The organism is Pseudomonas sp. 37 R 15 (assembly GCF_900004865.1).
Classification (GTDB): domain Bacteria; phylum Pseudomonadota; class Gammaproteobacteria; order Pseudomonadales; family Pseudomonadaceae; genus Aquipseudomonas; species Aquipseudomonas fluorescens_AM.
Genome location: NZ_CVTV01000018.1, coordinates 64,026 through 82,370, shown reverse-complemented (window position 1 = coordinate 82,370; position 18,345 = coordinate 64,026). Strand labels below are relative to the sequence as shown.

At 62.7% G+C, this 18,345-nt stretch carries 18 protein-coding genes, 1 pseudogene and 1 riboswitch; of the genes and pseudogenes, 16 read left to right on the top strand and 3 right to left on the bottom strand.

Going from position 1 to position 18,345, the window contains the following annotated elements; translation table 11 throughout:
* Positions 1–110: 110 nt before the first annotated feature.
* The 3 genes from hda to BFQ04_RS04255 all read left to right on the top strand — a co-directional run bounded on the left by hda (position 111) and on the right by BFQ04_RS04255 (position 2,342).
* Positions 111–815 (top strand): DnaA regulatory inactivator Hda, encoded by a 705-nt coding sequence (gene hda, locus BFQ04_RS04265; protein WP_065884498.1) that lies wholly within the window; start codon positions 111–113, stop codon positions 813–815.
* Between the two features lie 213 nt (positions 816–1,028).
* Entirely contained in the window at positions 1,029–1,658 is a 630-nt protein-coding gene (locus tag BFQ04_RS04260) for a C40 family peptidase (protein WP_065949720.1), read from the top strand.
* A 144-nt stretch (positions 1,659–1,802) separates the two neighbouring features.
* A complete protein-coding gene (locus BFQ04_RS04255; RefSeq protein WP_065892596.1) occupies positions 1,803–2,342 on the top strand; it encodes a C40 family peptidase in 540 nt (179 codons plus the stop codon).
* Between the two features lie 139 nt (positions 2,343–2,481).
* On the opposite strand, the gene BFQ04_RS04250 is transcribed toward BFQ04_RS04255, so the two are convergent.
* Entirely contained in the window at positions 2,482–3,795 is a 1,314-nt protein-coding gene (locus tag BFQ04_RS04250) for a PQQ-dependent sugar dehydrogenase (protein ID WP_065949719.1), read from the bottom strand.
* A 99-nt stretch (positions 3,796–3,894) separates the two neighbouring features.
* Positions 3,895–4,152, top strand: a riboswitch (cobalamin riboswitch).
* A 79-nt stretch (positions 4,153–4,231) separates the two neighbouring features.
* Between BFQ04_RS04250 and cobO the strand changes: the two genes are divergently transcribed.
* The 13 genes from cobO to BFQ04_RS04185 all read left to right on the top strand — a co-directional run bounded on the left by cobO (position 4,232) and on the right by BFQ04_RS04185 (position 16,109).
* A complete protein-coding gene (gene cobO / locus BFQ04_RS04245; protein ID WP_065949718.1) occupies positions 4,232–4,843 on the top strand; it encodes a cob(I)yrinic acid a,c-diamide adenosyltransferase in 612 nt (203 codons plus the stop codon).
* Positions 4,840–6,246, top strand: a complete 1,407-nt coding sequence (locus BFQ04_RS04240) for a cobyrinate a,c-diamide synthase (protein WP_065949717.1) — start codon at positions 4,840–4,842, stop codon at positions 6,244–6,246. The genes cobO and BFQ04_RS04240 overlap by 4 nt, the downstream gene beginning before the upstream one ends.
* The gene (gene bluB / locus BFQ04_RS04235; RefSeq protein ID WP_065949716.1) at positions 6,243–6,893 is read left to right on the top strand and encodes a 5,6-dimethylbenzimidazole synthase; all 651 of its coding nucleotides are present in this window, start codon (positions 6,243–6,245) and stop codon (positions 6,891–6,893) included. The genes BFQ04_RS04240 and bluB overlap by 4 nt, the downstream gene beginning before the upstream one ends.
* Positions 6,890–7,798 (top strand): adenosylcobinamide-phosphate synthase CbiB, encoded by a 909-nt coding sequence (gene cbiB / locus BFQ04_RS04230; protein WP_065949715.1) that lies wholly within the window; start codon positions 6,890–6,892, stop codon positions 7,796–7,798. Before bluB ends, cbiB begins: the two co-directional genes overlap by 4 nt.
* On the top strand, positions 7,791–8,780 hold the full coding sequence (gene cobD, locus BFQ04_RS04225; protein WP_065949714.1) for a threonine-phosphate decarboxylase CobD: 990 nt from the start codon (positions 7,791–7,793) through the stop codon (positions 8,778–8,780). Before cbiB ends, cobD begins: the two co-directional genes overlap by 8 nt.
* Positions 8,777–10,228, top strand: coding sequence for a cobyric acid synthase (locus BFQ04_RS04220; RefSeq protein ID WP_065949713.1), 1,452 nt, complete (start codon positions 8,777–8,779; stop codon positions 10,226–10,228). Before cobD ends, BFQ04_RS04220 begins: the two co-directional genes overlap by 4 nt.
* Before the next feature lie 592 nt (positions 10,229–10,820).
* Positions 10,821–11,342: a bifunctional adenosylcobinamide kinase/adenosylcobinamide-phosphate guanylyltransferase gene (gene cobU / locus BFQ04_RS04215; RefSeq protein ID WP_065949712.1), complete on the top strand. Its 522-nt coding sequence runs from the start codon at positions 10,821–10,823 to the stop codon at positions 11,340–11,342.
* Complete coding sequence (gene cobT, locus BFQ04_RS04210; protein ID WP_065949711.1) at positions 11,339–12,394, top strand: nicotinate-nucleotide--dimethylbenzimidazole phosphoribosyltransferase; 1,056 nt, start codon at positions 11,339–11,341, stop codon at positions 12,392–12,394. The genes cobU and cobT overlap by 4 nt, the downstream gene beginning before the upstream one ends.
* Complete coding sequence (gene cobC, locus BFQ04_RS04205; RefSeq protein ID WP_065949710.1) at positions 12,391–12,966, top strand: alpha-ribazole phosphatase family protein; 576 nt, start codon at positions 12,391–12,393, stop codon at positions 12,964–12,966. Before cobT ends, cobC begins: the two co-directional genes overlap by 4 nt.
* Positions 12,967–12,968: 2 nt before the next feature.
* Complete coding sequence (locus BFQ04_RS04200; protein WP_065949709.1) at positions 12,969–13,697, top strand: adenosylcobinamide-GDP ribazoletransferase; 729 nt, start codon at positions 12,969–12,971, stop codon at positions 13,695–13,697.
* 42 nt (positions 13,698–13,739) lie between these two features.
* Positions 13,740–14,144: a MarR family winged helix-turn-helix transcriptional regulator gene (locus tag BFQ04_RS04195; RefSeq protein ID WP_065949708.1), complete on the top strand. Its 405-nt coding sequence runs from the start codon at positions 13,740–13,742 to the stop codon at positions 14,142–14,144.
* 54 nt (positions 14,145–14,198) lie between these two features.
* On the top strand, positions 14,199–15,407 hold the full coding sequence (locus BFQ04_RS04190) for an MFS transporter (protein WP_065949707.1): 1,209 nt from the start codon (positions 14,199–14,201) through the stop codon (positions 15,405–15,407).
* Positions 15,408–15,557: 150 nt separating this feature from the next.
* Positions 15,558–16,109, top strand: coding sequence for a glutathione peroxidase (locus BFQ04_RS04185; RefSeq protein WP_065949706.1), 552 nt, complete (start codon positions 15,558–15,560; stop codon positions 16,107–16,109).
* 69 nt (positions 16,110–16,178) lie between these two features.
* On the opposite strand, the gene BFQ04_RS04180 is transcribed toward BFQ04_RS04185, so the two are convergent.
* Together BFQ04_RS04180 and BFQ04_RS04175 are read right to left on the bottom strand one after the other, a co-directional pair.
* On the bottom strand, positions 16,179–17,456 hold the full coding sequence (locus BFQ04_RS04180; protein ID WP_065949705.1) for an OmpP1/FadL family transporter: 1,278 nt from the start codon (positions 17,454–17,456) through the stop codon (positions 16,179–16,181).
* Positions 17,457–17,601: 145 nt separating this feature from the next.
* Positions 17,602–18,084 (bottom strand): annotated as a pseudogene (locus BFQ04_RS04175) (hypothetical protein).
* Between the last annotated feature and the right edge of the window lie 261 nt (positions 18,085–18,345).

Below are 18,345 nucleotides of genomic sequence, written 5' to 3'. Positions count from 1 at the left end.
CTTTGATTTTGCTTATGGTCTGCTGCATTGTGCGCTCGGCGCCACGCGTATAAACTTTGCAAACTTTACACAGAGGCCACTAACGGTTCGATGGGAGCCGTTCAGTCAGCATGAAACCGATTCAGCTGCCCCTAGGTGTGCGTCTGCGTGACGACGCTACCTTTATCAATTACTACCCAGGCGCCAATGCCGCTGCACTCGGCTATGTCGAGCGCCTCTGCGAAGCCGACGCCGGGTGGACTGAAAGCCTGATCTATCTGTGGGGCAAACATGGGGTAGGGCGAACCCACTTGCTGCAGGCCGCGTGCCTGCGCTTCGAGCAGATGGGCGAGCCGGCGGTCTACCTGCCTTTGGCCGAGCTGATGGACCATGGGGTCGGGATCTTCGACAACCTCGAACAATATGAACTGGTGTGTCTGGACGACTTGCAGGCCATTGCGGGCAAGGCGGACTGGGAAGAGGCGCTGTTTCATCTGTTCAACCGCCTGCGCGACAGCGGCCGGCGCCTGTTGATCGCCGCGTCCACCTCGCCACGTGAGTTGCCGGTGAAGCTGGCCGACCTCAAGTCGCGCCTGACGCTGGCGTTGATCTTCCAGATGCGCCCCTTGTCCGACGAGGACAAATTGCGCGCCCTGCAACTGCGCGCTTCGCGTCGCGGCTTGCACCTGACCGACGAGGTCGGGCACTTTATCCTCACCCGTGGCACACGCAGCATGAGTGCCCTGTTCGATCTGCTCGAACAGCTCGACCAGGCCTCGCTGCAGGCCCAGCGCAAGCTCACCATTCCGTTCCTCAAGGAAACCCTCGGCTGGTAGCCAGCCCGTGTGTTTCCAGGCTTTCGGCAAATTCCAGGCGCCAGAAAACCTGCGTTTGAGCCGGTTTGGCCACGCTAAAGACAGGCATGAGGGATCAAGGGCTTAGATGGCATAGTCCAAACAAGAAGTCACAAAGAACTCGATTGAATTTGCAAATCGATGTGATAGCGGGCATAGTCTCGCCTTCTTTACACATCAGCCACGGTCGTGCCCATGCTAAATCGCTTCGCACCCCTCGTGCCTCTCGCACTCGTTACCCTGTTGTTTGGTTGCGCCTCCCACCCTCAGCAGGTGGCAGAACAGCAAAAACCACAGGTTCAAAATCAGGCTAAATTCGTTGCTGCACAGTCTGCTTCTGTTTATGAAGAAGAGCTGGCAACCGAAAAAGAACTCGCCAACTTCTCCGGCAGCAAGCCTTACCAGCTTCCCGTTCTGGCAGATAGCATTCTCGAACGCGGCATGTCCCTGATCGGTACCCGTTACCGTTTCGGCGGCACTTCCGAAGCCGGTTTCGACTGCAGCGGTTTTATCGGCTACCTGTTTCGTGAAGAAGCCGGCATGAATCTGCCGCGCTCCACCCGCGAAATGATCAACGTGAATGCACCGTTGGTCGCTCGCAACAACCTCAAGCCCGGTGATCTGCTTTTCTTCAGTACAGCCGGTCGCGGTCGTGTCAGTCACGCCGGTATCTACCTGGGGGATAACCAGTTTATCCACTCCAGCAGCCGCCGTAGCGGTGGGGTGCGGGTCGATAACCTGGGCGACAGCTACTGGAGCAAAACCTTCATCGAAGCCAAGCGCGCACTTGCCATGGCCCCGTCTACGGTTACCGCCAGTAAGTAAAGTTAAAGTGATACTTGAAGTTTGACACGTAAGCGCTAGAATCCCTGGACATTGTTGTAATCCGTTCGCGCGAGCCCTGCTTGCGCGTTCTGGTTTTCAACGTTCGGCAGCGAAAGCCGCATCCAGTCCAGGATTGTTCTGCACATGTCGACCTCGGCCCGCCTCATTCTGCTTGTTTGCGCCGCGCTCCTCAGCGCCTGCGCGAACCGTCCACCGCCGCCCGCGCCCGTAGCGGTCAAGCCCAAGCCGGTGTTCAACTATTCCACCCAGAATTTCTCGCCTGCCGCCGAAGACGTGCTCTTCCGCGCGCTGGGGCTGGTGGGCACGCCCTATCGTTGGGGCGGCAATACGCCGGACTCGGGGTTTGATTGCAGCGGCCTGATCGGCTTCGTCTATCGCGATGCGGCCGGTATTTCCCTGCCGCGTACCACCCGCGAACTGATCGTGATGCGCGCCCAGGACGTCAGCGAGCAAAACCTGCAAACCGGTGACCTGCTGTTCTTTGCCACCGGTGGTGGCTCGCGGGTGAGCCACGCCGGAATCTATGTGGGCGAGGGCCGTTTTGTGCACGCGCCGCAGACCGGCGGTACGGTGAAGCTCGATACCTTGTCCAAGGCGTATTGGCAGAATGCCTACCTGAGCGCCAAGCGCGTGCTGCCGGCAAACCTGGCACGCAATCCCTGAGTCAGACACAGACCTGATTTAAATGTGGGAGGGGGCTTGCCCCCGATGAGGGAGGGTCAGTTGATAAAATTTCAGTTGACCCACCGCCATCGGGGGCAAGCCCCCTCCCACATTGGTTTTGTATCTGTCTCGGAAATATTTATTTGGCAGCAGACACCCGCCACACCTTATTGCCCACATCATCAGCCACCAGCAATGCACCTTGCTGATCGATCACCACGCCCACCGGCCGGCCCAGGGCGTTCTCGTCCTTATCCAGGAACCCGGTCAGCACATCCACCGGCTTGCCTTTCGGTTGCCCACCCTCGAACGGCACGAAGATCACCTTGTAGCCGCTGTGCGGCTTGCGATTCCACGAGCCATGCTGGCCGATGAACGCGCCGTTGCTGAACTGGGCAGGGAGTTTGTTGCCGGTGGCGAAGGTCAGCCCCAGCGACGCGGTATGCGGGCCTACCGCATAGTCCGGCGCGATGGCTTTGGCCACCAACTGCGGGTTCTGCGGCGTGACGCGCACATCCACATGCTGCCCGTAATAGCTGAAAGGCCAGCCGTAGAAGGCGCCGTCCTTGACCGAAGTGATGTAGTCCGGCACCAAATCACTGCCGATCTCATCGCGCTCGTTCACCGCCGTCCATAGTTTGCCGCTCTGGGGTTCCCAGGCCATGCCGTTGGGATTGCGCAGGCCGGAGGCGAAAATACGATGCTGGCCCGTGGCGCGGTCGACCTCCCAGATCGCCGCCCGGCCTTCTTCGGCTTCCAGGCCGTTCTCGCCGACGTTGCTGTTGGAGCCGACGCTGACATACAGCTTGCTGCCATCCTGGCTGGCCACCACGTTTTTGGTCCAGTGATGGTTGAGGCTGCCGCCCGGTAGATCGACGACCTTGGTGCCGGCCGCCTTGATCGCGGTTTCGCCAGGCTGATAGGGGAAGCGCAGCAACTTGTCCGAGTCGGCCACGTACAGGTCGTTGCCGACCAGGGCCATGCCGAACGGCGAGTTGAGGTTTTCCAGGAACACCGTGCGCGTTTCGGCGACGCCGTCATGGTCGGCGTCGCGCAGCAGGGTGATGCGGTTCGGGCTCGGCACACCAGCGCCGGCGCGGCCCATGACTTTTTCCATGACCCAGCCGCGAATGCCTTTGGTGTCATCCGGCTTGGGCGGTGCGTTGGTCTCGGCCACCAGTATGTCGCCGTTGGGCAGCACATAGAGCCAGCGCGGATGCTCCAGGCCCTCGGCGAATGCGGCCACTTGCGTGCCGGCAGCGGCGGTTGGCCTGGCGCCGTCGGGCCAGCCGACAGCTGGTGCGATGTTCACGGTAGGGATCAGCGTCTTGTTTGGTTCCGGCAGCTTGGGCGAGGGCCCGGTGCCATCCGTCACCTGCAGGGTAGAGCTTTCTCCGCAGGCGGCGAGGGTGCCGGCCAGCATGATCAGTAAGGCAAGTCTGGTTTTATGCATGGTGTTCTCCTGAATACCTGTAAGGGTAGAGAAGCACATCACCTTGATGGTTCAAGTACAGGACCAGCTTTAATTGACGCTCCACCCCCAACCCACTAACCTTCGCGGCTTGTTTCAGGTGCTCCGTGGCGTACGCGTCGACAGAGTGAAACAGGGAAGCCGGTGAGTGAGCGCACTTGTACACAGTGCTGCCGCAATTCCGGCGCTGCCCCCGCAACGGTAAATGAGTCAAGACGGCGCTGTTGGCCACTGTATCGCAGGCGATATGGGAAGGCGCGCCGTCGGCCTGCACGGTCTTTTACACAGACCGAGTGCCACTCATGAGCCCGGAGACCGGCCTGAAACATTCAACAGCATCACGGTGGGCGATGCTTGGCTGTCTGTTTTGTTTTTTTCCTGCCCGCCGTTTTTTGTCCAGCCCCAACGGAGAGCTGCCATGACCGATACCCCCGACCGCGACGAACGCCACCTGGCGCGCATGCTGCGCAAAAAAGCCGTGATCGATGAACGCATCGCCAATTCGCCCAATGAGTGCGGTTTGCTGCTGGTGCTGACCGGCAACGGCAAGGGCAAGAGCAGCTCGGCCTTCGGCATGCTGGCCCGGGCCATGGGCCATGGCATGCAGTGCGGCGTGGTGCAGTTTATCAAGGGGCGCAACAGTACCGGCGAAGAGATGTTCTTCCGCCGTTTCCCCGAGCAAGTGCGCTTCCATGTGATGGGCGAGGGCTTTACCTGGGAAACCCAGGATCGCCAGCGCGATATCGCCGCCGCCGAAGCGGCCTGGGCGGTATCCAGGGCGATGCTGAATGACCCCTCCATCGGCCTGGTGGTGCTGGACGAGTTGAACATCGCCCTCAAGCACGGCTACCTTGACCTGGACCAGGTGCTCGGCGACCTGCAAGCCCGCCCGCCGATGCAGCACGTGGTGGTCACCGGCCGGGGTGCCAAGCCGGAACTGATCGAAATGGCCGATACCGTCACCGACATGGGCATGCTCAAGCACGCGTTCCAGGCCGGTATCAAGGCTCAGAAAGGCGTCGAACTTTGAATCAGCCCCGTCATTGCCCGGCCGTATTGATCGCCGCACCGGCGTCCGGCCAGGGCAAAACCACGGTCACCGCCGCGTTGGCGCGTTTGCACCGCAACCTGGGGCGCAAGGTTCGCGTATTCAAATGCGGGCCGGACTTCCTTGACCCGATGATTCACGAACGCGCCAGTGGCGCGCCGGTGTATCAATTGGACATGTGGATGGTCGGCGAGCAGGAAAGTCGTCGCTTGTTGTGGGAAGCGGCGGGTGAGGCCGACCTGATCCTGATCGAAGGCGTGATGGGCCTGTTCGACGGCACCCCTTCCAGCGCCGACCTGGCGCGGCATTTCGGGGTGCCGGTGCTGGGCGTGATCGACGGCACGGCCATGGCGCAGACCTTCGGCGCGCTCGCGTTAGGCCTGGCACGCTACCAGCCGGACCTGCCCTTCGCCGGGGTGCTCGCCAACCGCGTCGGCACACTGCGCCATGCGCAGTTGCTGGAGGGCAGCCTGACCGAAGGCTTGCGTTGGTACGGCGCGCTGTCGCGCGAAACCGGCATCGAATTGCCCAGCCGTCACCTGGGCCTGGTGCAAGCCAGCGAACTGAATGACCTCGACGCGCGCCTGGACGCCGCCGCCCAAGCGCTGGGCAGCAGTTGCGAAGTGGCCGTGCCGCCGCCGGTAATGTTTGCCGCGCCCGAAGTCATCGAGGCCGAGCCCTTGCTCGCCGGGGTACGCATTGCGGTAGCCCGCGACGAAGCCTTCGCCTTTACCTACGGCGCCAGCCTCGACCTGCTGCGGGCCATGGGCGCGCAGCTCACGTTTTTCTCGCCCCTTCACGATCATGCGTTGCCTGACGCCGACAGCCTGTACCTGCCAGGTGGCTACCCGGAACTGCATCACCTGGCGCTGTCGCAAAATACTGCAATGCTTGAGGCGATCCGCGCCCATCATGCCGCCGGCAAGCCATTGCTCGCCGAGTGTGGCGGCATGCTGTATTTGCTCGACTCGCTGACCGATGTCGACGGCAACCGCGCCGAACTGCTCGGTCTGCTGCAGGGCGATGCAGTGATGCAAAAGAAATTGGCCGCCCTGGCGCTGCAAATCGTGGAGCTGCCCGAGGGCACGTTGCGCGGGCATACCTATCATCACTCCTTGACCAGCACAGCGTTGGAGCCGATCGCCCGCGGGCTTAGCCCCAATGGTGGGCGCGGGGCCGAGGCGGTCTATCGGCAGGGGCGGATGACAGCCTCCTATGTGCACTTTTACTTTCCGTCGAACCCGGCGGCGGTGGCCGCATTGTTTGCGCCAGGTCCCGACACCGCTATCGGGGGCAAGTCGAATCGTCGCACCGCCCCTCCCACAATTGACCGAGTTGAAACCCCATCCAATGTGGGAGGGGGCTTGCCCCCGATGAGGCCATGACTGACCACGCCTTCCCCGAAGCCGACCGCCAAGCCGTCTACCGCGCCATCGCCGAACGCCGCGACATGCGCCACTTCAGCGGTGGCACCGTCGCGCCTGAATTACTGCAGCGCCTGCTCCAGGCCGCCCACCAGGCGCCGAGCGTCGGCCTGATGCAGCCGTGGCGCTTTATCCGCATCAGTGACCGTCAATTGCGGGGCCGGATTCAACAACTGGTGGAAGCAGAACGCATCCGCACCGCCGAGGCCCTGGGCGAGCGCTCCGACGACTTCATGAAGCTCAAGGTCGAAGGCATCCACGACTGCGCCGAAGTGCTGGTGGCGGCACTGATGGACGATCGCGAGCGGCACATCTTCGGCCGACGCACCTTGCCGGAAATGGACATGGCGTCCTTGTCCTGCGCGATTCAGAACCTGTGGCTGGCCGCCCGCGTCGAGGGCTTGGGCATGGGCTGGGTCTCGCTGTTCGAACCCCAGGCACTGGCCGACCTGCTGGGTTTGCCGGCGGGCGCCAAACCCCTGGCGGTACTGTGCCTGGGACCGGTCGCGCAGTTCTATCCGGCACCGATGCTGCAACTTGAAGGCTGGACCGAACCTCGGCCATTGAGTGACATGCTGTATGAAAACCTGTGGGGAGTGAGTCAATGAGTGTGGCCTTGCTGTGTGTCGCCGCAGTGGCGCTGGATGCGCTGCTGGGCGAGCCCAGGCGCTGGCATCCGCTGGTGGCGTTCGGCAATTTTGCCGGGCGGATCGAGCAACGTTTCAACCCGGGGGGCCGGGGCTGGCGCAGCCATGGCGTGACCGCGTGGTTTATCGCGGTGGTGCCGCTGACCCTGCTGGCCACCGCATTATCCTGGGCGCCTTATATCGGTTGGGTGTTGGAAATCCTGGCGCTGTATTGCGCCCTGGGCATGCGCAGCCTGGGGGAGCATGTGATCCCGGTTGCCCAGGCCCTGCGCAGCGATGATCTGGACGAGGCGCGCAAACGCGTGAGCTATCTGGTCAGCCGCCAGACCAGCGAGTTGGATCGCACTGAAGTTGCCCGCGCCGCCACCGAGTCGGTGCTCGAAAACGGCAGCGACGCCGTGTTCGCCGCACTGTTCTGGTTTGTGGTGGCCGGCGTGCCGGGCGTGGTGCTCTATCGCCTGAGCAACACCCTCGACGCCATGTGGGGCTATCGCAATGAACGCTTCGAGCGCTTTGGCTGGGCGGCGGCGAAGATCGACGATGGGCTCAACTATATTCCTGCACGTCTGGTGGCATTAACCTACGCGTTGCTGGGCAAGACGCGGCTGGCGCTCACATGCTGGCGCACCCAGGGGCCGACCTGGGACAGCCCCAATGCCGGCCCGGTGATGGCCGCTGGCGCTGGCGCGTTGGGCGTCGAACTGGGGGGCGCGGCGATTTATCACGGCGAGGTGCACCAGCGCCCGCCGTTGGGCGAAGGCCCGCCGGCCGACGCTGACGCCATCGACCGCGGCTGGCAACTGGTGCAGCGCGGCGTATGGTTATGGCTGCTGATCCTGTGCGCGGGGGCGCAATTTTATGCTTGAACACGGTGGTCGGCTGCGTAAGGCCGCGATCGAGTACGGGATCGCCGAAGCGGATTGGCTCGATTTGTCCAGTGGCCTGGCGCCCTGGCCATGGCCGATTCCCGAGATTCCGTTGCGCGCCTGGGCGCGGTTGCCCGAAGTCGATGACGGCCTGGAGAAAGCGGCCAGCGACTACTACGGCGCCGCTCAAGTGTTGCCGGTGCCAGGCTCCCAGGCCGCGATCCAGTTACTGCCGCGCCTGCGCCGTTCGGGCAAGGTGGGGGTGCTGTCGCCGTGTTATGCCGAGCACGCCGAGGCCTGGCGGCGGGCCGGTTATGTCGTACGCGAAGTGCAGGAGCAGGAAGTCGACTTCTTTCTCGACGGCCTCGACGTGCTGGTGGTGGTCAACCCCAACAACCCCACCGGCTTGAGCCTGGCCCCGGAACGCCTGCTCGACTGGCATACGCGGCTGGCCCAGCGCGGCGGCTGGCTGGTGGTGGACGAGGCCTTCATGGACGTTACCCCGCACTTGAGCCTGGCCGGCCACACCCATCAGGTCGGCTTGATCGTGTTGCGCTCGTTCGGCAAGTTCTTCGGCCTGGCCGGGGTGCGCCTGGGTTTTGTGCTGGCCGAGCGCAAGTTGCTCAGGTTGCTGGCCGAGCAGGTCGGGCCCTGGGCGGTCAGCGGGCCGACACGGGTGATTGGTCAGCACTGCCTGCGCGACAGCGCCGGGCACACCCGCCAGCGCACCCGTTGCATCGAGGCCGGCCAGCGCTTGTTCGACCTGCTGGAGCGCCAGGGCTTTGAACCCCAGGGAGGCTGCGCCCTGTTCCAGTGGCTGATCACCCCGCATGCCGAACGCTTGCACGAATTCATGGCCCAGCGCGGCATCCTGCTGCGCCTGTTCGTGCACAACAGCAGCGTGCGTTTCGGCCTGCCCGACAGCGAGGCCGATTGGCAGCGCCTCGAGACGGCCCTGGCCGCCTATAAGGAAGCGACATGACTACGCTGATGGTGCAGGGCACCACCTCCGACGCCGGCAAAAGCACGCTGGTGACCGCGCTGTGTCGCTGGCTGGTGCGCCAGGGGGTCGCGGTCGCACCGTTCAAGCCACAGAACATGGCGCTCAATAGTGCGGTGACCGCCGAAGGCGGCGAGATCGGCCGCGCCCAGGCGGTACAGGCGCAGGCCGCCCACCTGGCGCCCCACACCGACATGAACCCGGTGTTGCTCAAGCCCAACAGCGACACCGGCTCCCAAGTGATCATCCATGGCCGCGCCGTGACCAGCATGAATGCCGTCGCCTACCACGACTACAAGGCCATCGCGATGCAGGCGGTGCTCGCCTCCCATGCGCGGTTGAGCCAGGCCTATGCGGTGGTCATGGTCGAAGGCGCGGGCTCGCCGGCCGAAATCAACCTGCGCGCCAATGACATCGCCAATATGGGCTTCGCCGAGGCCGTGGACTGCCCGGTGCTGTTGATCGCCGACATCAATCGCGGCGGGGTGTTCGCCCATCTGGTCGGCACCCTGGAGTTGTTGTCTGCCAGCGAACAGGCACGGGTCCAGGGGTTCATCATCAACCGTTTTCGCGGTGATATTGCGCTGCTGCAACCGGGGCTCGATTGGCTGGAGGCGCGCACCGGCAAGCCGGTGGTGGGCGTGCTGCCCTATGTGATGGACCTGCACCTGGAGGCCGAAGACGGCATCGATCGGCGCCAGATCGACAAGGCCGCCCAGGTGCTCAAGGTGGTAGTGCCGGTGCTGCCGCGCATCAGCAACCACACGGATTTTGACCCGCTGCGCCTGCATCCCCAGGTGGACCTGCAATTCGTCGGGCCGGGCCAGTCGATCCCGGCTGCCGACCTGGTGATCCTGCCGGGGTCGAAAAGCGTGCGCAGTGATCTGGCGTATTTGCGTGCCAATGGCTGGGATACGGCCGTGGCGCGGCATTTGCGTTATGGCGGCAAGGTGCTGGGCATTTGTGGCGGGTTGCAGATGCTCGGCGAGCAGGTGCATGACCCGCTGGGTCTGGAAGGCGCTGCCGGCTCCAGCGATGGTCTGGGTTTGCTGGCGTTCAGTACCACGCTTGCGCAGGAGAAGCAGCTGCGCAATGTGCGCGGGCGCTTGTTGCTGGAGGATGTCGAGGTCAGTGGGTATGAGATCCATGCCGGTGTGACGAGCGGCGAGGCGCTGGCGAATGCCGCCGTGCTGCTCGATGATGGGCGCAGTGAGGGTGCGCAGAGTGCCGATGGGCAGATTCTCGGGACGTATCTGCATGGGTTGTTCGAAACGCCGGCCGCGTGCAGTGCGTTGCTGCGCTGGGCGGGGTTGCAGGACGTGCAGGAGGTGGATTATCACGCCCTGCGTGAACGGGATATCGAGCGGTTGGCGGATTTGGTGGAGAACCATCTGGATACGGACTTGTTGCGCAAACTGTGCGGGCTTTGACGGTGTGTACGCGGACAACATGTGGGAGGGGGCTTGCTCTCGATGGCGGCCTCTGGGCCGACCAGGATGTTGGATTGGACGGAGTACATATCCGTTTCTGCGGTAACGGCTGCTTAGGGTTCCGCCCTTACGGCGGCTCACTTTTGAAAAGCGCAAAAGTAAGCAAAACGCTCTTGCCCCACCACTCGGCACCTCGCCTAGGCTCGGTGTGCCCTCTCTCCGGCTTGAATCCGTGGGCCGCCGCAATGGGCCATCCATGGCCCAGTGCGGCTAACCCGGCGTCCTGCCGGGTTACCCACGGATTCAAGCCTGCGTTCGGCCAGCGTGGTTTAACGGGGCGCCTGAGATCAAGATCAAGATCAAGATCAAGAGCGACTCGCTGCGCATCGTGGTTAGGCTTGGGCGCTACTGAGTTGTGTAGACAGCCGCGGACGAATTGTGGGAGGGGGCTTGCCCCCGATAGCGGTGGGTCAGTTATCGATGTATTCACTGTTACTCCATCATCGGGGGCAAGTCGAATCGTCGCACGGCCCCTCCCACATTGTTCGGCGGCGGCCTCAACCGGTCGGCGGGACTTGGAAGGTATGTGCTCATGCATCAATTGATCCTTGGCGGCGCTCGTTCGGGCAAGAGTCGCCTGGCTGAAAAGCTTGCCGGCGACAGCGGTCTGTCCGTGATTTATATCGCCACCAGCCAACCGCTGGACGGTGAGATGAACCAGCGCGTTGCCCTGCACCGTGAGCGTCGTCCCGACCACTGGGGCCTGATTGAAGAACCCGTCGAACTGGCGCATGTGTTGCGCGAAAACGCCGCTGCCGATCATTGCCTGTTGGTCGACTGCCTGACCTTGTGGCTGACCAACCTGTTGATGCTCGAGGATGCCGAGCGCCTGGCATTCGAGCGCGATCAACTGCTGCACAGCCTGGCGTCGCTGCCGGGTGAAATCATTTTTGTCAGCAACGAGACCGGACTGGGTGTCGTGCCGCTGGGCGAATTGACTCGCCGTTATGTGGATGAAGCCGGTTGGCTGCATCAAGCCTTGGCCGAGCGGTGTCAGCGTGTGGTGCTGACGGTGGCCGGCCTGCCCCTGACTTTGAAAGGTACTGCGTTATGACCGATTCCTGGTGGCTCAACCCCTGCAAGGCCAACGATGCTTCTGCGCAGGAACAGGCGCGGGACCGTCAGCAGCAGTTGACCAAACCCGCCGGCTCCCTCGGCCAGTTGGAAGCGCTGGCGGTGCAATTGGCCGGTTTGCAGGGCCGGGTCAAGCCGTCGGTGGATCAACTGTGGATCGCGATTTTTGCCGGCGACCATGGGGTGGTCGCGGAAGGCGTGTCGGCGTTTCCCAAGGAAGTGACCGGGCAGATGCTGCATAACTTTGTCACCGGTGGCGCGGCCATCAGCGTCTTGGCTCGGCAACTGGACGCACAGTTGGAGGTGGTCGACCTCGGCACGGTGACGCCATCCCTGGCGTTGCCCGGCGTGCGTCACCTGAATATCGGCGCGGGCACGGCCAACTTCGTCAACGGCCCGGCGATGACCCAGGCTCAGGGCAATCAGGCCCTGCAGGCCGGGCGAGACAGCGCACACCGCGCCCTGGAAAACGGCGCACAGCTGTTTATCGGTGGCGAGATGGGCATCGGCAACACCACCGCCGCCAGTGCGTTGGCCTGTGGGCTGCTCGATTGCCCGGTGAGTGACCTGACCGGGCCAGGCACGGGGTTGAATGCCCAGGGTGTCAGTCACAAGGTGGCGGTCATCGAGCGCGGCCTGGAACGGCACGCGGCCCAGCGCGACGACGCGTTGCAGACGCTGTTCAACCTCGGGGGCTTTGAAATCGCCGCGCTGGTCGGTGCCTACCTGGCCTGTGCCCAGGCGGGCATCGTGGTGCTGGTGGACGGGTTCATCTGCAGCGTCGCCGCACTGGTTGCCACGCGCCTGAACCCGGCATGCCGCGACTGGCTGGTGTTCGGCCATCGTGGCGCCGAGCCGGGTCATCGTCACGTGCTGCACAGCCTTGACGCGCAGCCTCTGCTCGACCTGGGCCTGCGCCTGGGCGAAGGCAGCGGTGCGGCGTTGGCGGTGCCGCTGTTGCGCCTGGCCTGTGCGCTGCACGGGCAGATGGCGACCTTCGCCGAAGCGGCCGTGGCGGACCGCCCCGCATGACCTTGCACCTGGATTTGCTGCGCCACGGTGAAACCGAACTGGGCGGCGGCCTGCGCGGCAGCCTGGATGACGCCCTGACGGCCAAGGGTTGGGAACAGATGCGCGCCGCTGTCGCAGGGCGGGGGCCGTGGGACCGGCTGATCAGTTCGCCGTTGCAACGCTGCGCGCGCTTTGCCCAGGAACTGGGCGAGCGTCTCGACCTTCCGGTCAGCCTGGAAAAAGACCTGCAGGAGCTGCACTTCGGCGCCTGGGAAGGACAGAGCGCGGCGGCGTTGATGCAGACCGATGCCGAGGCCTTGGGCTTGTTCTGGGCGGACCCGTACAGTTTTACCCCGCCGGAAGGCGAACCGGTGGGCGCGTTTTCCGAGCGGGTGCTTGGCGCTGTCTCACGTCTGCGCCAGGCCTATGCCGGTGAGCGTGTGCTGTTGATCAGCCACGGTGGTGTGATGCGCCTGCTGTTGGCGCGCGCGCGCGGCTTGCCCCGTGAACAATTGCTGAATGTCGAAGTCGGCCACGGCGGGCTGTTCAACTTGCAAGTCGCGACCGATGGCACGTTGAAGGAAGGGGGCTGAGCATGCTGCCATTCTGGATCGCCCTGCAGTTCCTGAGCAGCCTGCCGATTCGCCTGCCGGGCATGCCGCAACCGCAGGAACTGGGGCGTTCGTTGTTGTTTTATCCGCTGGTGGGCGTGCTGTTCGGCTTGCTCCTGTGGGGCCTGAACGCTTTGTTGACGGGCGCGCCCCTGTTGCTGCACGCCGCGCTGCTGTTGAGCGCCTGGGTGCTGCTCAGTGGTGGCCTGCACCTGGACGGCCTGGCCGACAGTGCCGACGCTTGGCTGGGTGGCTTCGGCGACCTTGAACGCACCCTCACCATCATGAAGGACCCACGCAGCGGGCCCATCGCCGTGGTCACCGTGGGCCTGGTGCTGCTGCTCAAGTTCACCGCGCTGGTGGCGCTGATCGAGCAGCACAATGGCGCTGCGCTGATTCTTGCGCCGTTGATCGGCCGGGCGTCGATGCTGGCGCTGTTTCTCACCACGCGTTACGTGCGCGCGGGCGGATTAGGTCAGGCGCTGTCGGATCATTTGCCCAGGGTTGTCGGTCAGCAAGTGCTGATCCTCAGCGGACTGGCCTGCATCCTGATCGGCGGCTTCGGCGGTGGGCTGGCGGTGTTGTTCGCCGCAGCTTGTTTTATCGGCTTGCGCCAGGTGATGATCAAGCGCCTCGGTGGCACCACCGGCGATACTGCGGGCGCACTGCTGGAACTGCTGGAAACGGTGGTGCTGATTGGACTGGCGTTGTAACACTTTCTTGCATTTCCACAACTCCGGGTATATACACGCTCCATGCTTGCCTCCCAATGTTTATGCACCAACCTGCGACGTGCCGCCCGTGGCGTCAGCAGGCATTACGACGGCGCCCTCGATGGCTTCGGGATCAACGTTGCGCAGTATTCCTTGCTGTGCAACCTGCAACGTCTCGATCAGCCGAGCATTTCCAGCCTGGCAGAAGCCATGGGCCTGGACCGCAGCACCCTGGGGCGCAATTTGCGCGTACTCGAAGGGGAGGGCCTGGTGCGGTTGGTCGAGGGTGACGACCTGCGCAATCGCCTGGTGGTATTGACCGAGGCGGGCCAGCAGCGCCTGGCGGCGGCCCTGCCGGCGTGGGAAGCGGCGCAACAGACATTGATCGATCAGCTTGGCGCGCAAAAGCGCGAAACCCTGTTGGCCTTGCTGGATGAACTTGCCTGAGCGGCGGTTTGTTCGGCTACAAGCGGGTATATACCCGCGAACGGAGAATAAGAAATGACCTCGATGTGGCGCACCAGTGGCTGGGTTCTTTTGGGGGGTGCGCTGATCCTGGCGTTGTCCCTGGGCGTGCGGCACGGCTTTGGGCTGTTCCTGGCGCCGATGAGCAGCGAATTCGGCTGGGGCCGTGAAACGTTCGCTTTTGCCATTGCCTTGCAGAACCTGATCTGGGGCCTGGCACAGCCGTTCACCGGGGCGCTGGCCGACCGCTTCGGCGCGACCAGGGCGGTGTTCGTCGGCGGCGTGTTGTACGCCGTGGGCCTGGTGCTGATGGGTATGTCGGACTCGGCGTGGTCATTGTCCCTGAGTGCCGGGTTGCTGATTGGCATCGGTCTGTCCGGCACGTCGTTTTCAGTGATTCTCGGCGTGGTCGGCCGCGCCGTAGCACCGGAGAAACGCAGCATGGCCATGGGGATCGCCAGCGCCGCCGGCTCTTTTGGCCAATTCGCCATGGTGCCTGGCACCCTCGGCTTGATTGGTTGGCTGGGCTGGTCGGCGGCGCTGCTGGCGCTGGGCTTGATGGTGGCGTTGATCCTGCCGCTGGTGGCCATGCTCAAGGATAAACCGCTGCCGGTGACGGTCGGTCAACAAACCCTGCGCGAAGCGTTGAAGGAGGCCTGTTCCCATAGCGGGTTCTGGTTGCTGGCCTTCGGCTTTTTCGTCTGCGGATTCCAAGTGGTATTTATCGGTGTGCATCTGCCGGCGTACCTGGTGGACCAGCATCTGCCGGCCACAGTGGGCACCACGGTGCTGGCCTTGATCGGCTTGTTCAATGTGTTCGGCACCTACACCGCCGGCTGGCTGGGTGGGCGCATGTCCAAGCCGCGCTTGCTCACCGGCTTGTACCTGCTGCGGGCAGTGGTGATCGTGCTGTTCCTGTGGGCGCCGGTCACCGAGGTCACGGCTTACGTGTTTGGCATGGCGATGGGGTTCCTCTGGTTGTCCACCGTACCGCTGACCAACGGCACCGTCGCCACCTTGTTCGGCGTGCGAAACCTTTCGATGCTGGGTGGGATTGTGTTCCTGTTCCACCAGCTCGGCTCGTTCCTCGGTGGCTGGTTGGGCGGGGTGGTCTATGATCGAACCGGTAGCTATGACCTGATCTGGCAAGTGGCAATTCTGCTCAGCCTGCTCGCGGCGGCCTTGAACTGGCCGGTGCGTGAACGGCCGGTGGCGCGTGTGCAGGCGCAAATGGAGGCGGCATGAGTGCAGCGCTGCGGTGCGTGATCCTGGCGGCGACGCTGGTGTTGCTGCTGCTGGCCTGGTGGGGCTGGCAGCAAGGCGGCCTGGCATTGATGCAGTTGGGCATGGCGATCTGTTAAGTTCTCTGTCTGAACCGAATCGAGGACCTTTGATATGTTGATGCGCTGGCTCGCTCTACCCGTCCTGATGGCTGCTGGCAGCGTGGCCCTGGCCGCCGGATGCCCGCCGTTGCTGGAAGGCCAATTGCCCAAGTTGCGGGCCAAGGAATCCATTGACCTGTGCCAGCGCTTTGCAGGCAAGCCTCTGGTGATCGTCAATACGGCGAGCTTCTGCGGCTTCGCTCCTCAATTCAAAGGCCTCGAAGCTTTGTATCAGCGCTATAAGGGTGAAGGTCTGGAGGTGATTGGCGTGCCTTCGGACGACTTCAAGCAGGAGGCCAAGACCGGCGAGGAGACTGCCAAGGTCTGCTACGTCAATTATGGCGTGACCTTCACCATGACCGAACCGCAGAAGGTCAAGGGGCCGGATGCGGTGCACCTGTTCAAGAGCCTGGCGCAGCAGACCGACACGCCGCCGAAGTGGAATTTCTACAAGTATGTGGTGGATCGCCAGGGCAAGGTGATTGCCAATTTTTCCAGCCTGACCAAGCCTGACAGCCCCGAGCTGATCAAGGCGGTGGAGCAGGCGATAGCTTCCAAGCCCTGATACATGATCGTCCATTAAAAAGCCCCGCCTCCTTTTCAGGAGAGCGGGGCTTTTTTAGACCGCGATGAATCAGAAGCGGTAGGTCATGCCCAGGCCGAAACCGTTGGCGCTGTTCTCATACTTGGCGTTGTAGCTGGCCAGTTGATTGGAGCGTGCAACCTTGACGTCCTCTTCCTTCAGGTAGGAGTAAGCCACGTCGACGGTCATGTTCGGCATGACCTCGTAGCCCAGGCCCAGACTGAAGATGGTGCGGTCGCCGGTAGGAATGCGCGGCGAGCGATCCGTGTTGTTGGTCGGCGACTGGTCGAATGTCAGGCCGGTACGCAGCACCACTTGCTTGGTCAACTGATACGAAGTACCCAAGGCGTACGCCCAGGTGTCGTGCCAGTTCTGGTCTTCCTTGATGGTGCTGACCAGGCCGGGGGCCAGCGCGCCACCCGCTGCGGCCGTCACGCCTTCGTTCTTGACGGTGATGTCTTTCAGGCGGCTCCAGCGGGTCCAGGTTGCACCGGCGTAGAGCTTCCAGGCGTCGGTCAGGTCCTGGGTCACCGACAGGTCGTAGGACTCAGGCGTGTCGATCTTCAGCGAAGCGTCGTAGCGATTGCTGCGCAGGAACGGGGAAGTTGCGGTCGGCGCGGTGACTTCGGTGTGGCCGTCCAGCTTGTAGCTGACCTTGGAGTGATAGGTCAGGCCGACGCGGGTGGTATCGGTGGCTTGTACCAGCACGCCGATATTGAAGCCCAGCGCGGTGTCGTCACCCTTGATCTTGATGTTGGTGTCCGGCGCGCGAGGGTTCAGCGTGAGGTCCGATTCCAGGGTGCCGGCAATGCGGTTGATGGTCGGGCCAAAACCCACGGAAACGCGATCATTGAAGGCGTAACTGACCGTCGGTTGCAAGGTCATGACTTTCACTTCGCTTTTGCTGCCGAAGCCACGGCCCTGGAAGCCGCTTTCGTAGTCAGTTATCAGGCCGAACGGAGCATAGACGCCGAAACCCACAGACCACTGATCGTTGAGTTTATTGGTGTAGAAACCGAAAGGGACGGCGGTGAACGGCACCATATCGCCCTTGTTGCTGCCACTGGAGCGACCGCTGGTATCGCTCAGATCGGTGGACGCATCGATGGCTGCGACACCGCCGGTGATCTGCTGGCCGTTCAGGCGAGCCATACCGGCAGGGTTGCCATAGACAGTGCTTGCGTCATCGGCAGAAGATGAGCGACCCGCAAAACCGGTGCCCATTCCGCTGACGCTCTGTTCGTTCAGGGCGAAGCCGCTGGCGAACAGTTGGGAAGAGGCCATGGCAACGGCGAGGCTAAGTGTGGTCTTGAGCATTACTTTTTTCATTATTAGAACTCCGTGTGATCACCGCTGCGGAAAGTATCAATAAATTTCACATCGCGCTATAGGCTGTAATGCAGGAGATAGAGCGGTTTTGTAGGACAATCCGACCAGATTTGCGGTTTTTTGGCGAATCTTGCAAATTGCCCGGTCAGCAGGCCACCTGTTTCATGGGGGAGACACAGGTTTGCCAGGCCTGGGAGAAATCTCGCAGGCGACCCTGAGGGTGAAATATTTCTTTCCAGATACGCGCCATGCCCAGTACATCGCCCGGCGCGGGCAGGGCGGGACGCTGTTGTTAGACCAGCAGCCACGCGATCGCCGTGGCGTAACGCAGGTTCACCGTCAATTCCAGTTGTGGCGCACTGAGAAAAGCATGTTGGCTGGCCAACCCGCGCACCAGGCTCGCACGCTCGGGATCGAGCGCCAGGTAGGTATCCCAGAGGGCGCGGTGGCGGGGTTCGGTGATGCTGTAGAGGCCATGGCCGCGACGATCATGCAAGGCCGAGCCCAGCTCCGACTGGCTGGCGGCAATGCCCAGCAGCAGGGCTTCGGCGGTCGGATTATGGCACCCGAGGTACTTCAGGGTCGGCCTGATCACATAACGACACAATTCGCTGGCGGCAATACCCATAAGAGCCTCATCGCGAGAAAATGAATGACGGGCCCGAGAAGGAGGGCTTGGCAGCGGTGAATCGGATCTCAGGCCCGTCGCAAGCGGATCATGCCGCTTGAGTTGAAGTGTAGTGTCATATTCGTCTTGTAAAGGACTGTTTTTAAAACATCTTTGTTATCCGGTTATAACGTTTATATCTATTTGTGATTAGTAAAAAGTCTTCGGCTAAATTTCAGGCAATAAAAAACCCTGCTTTTCAGACAGGGTTTTTGTGTTTCA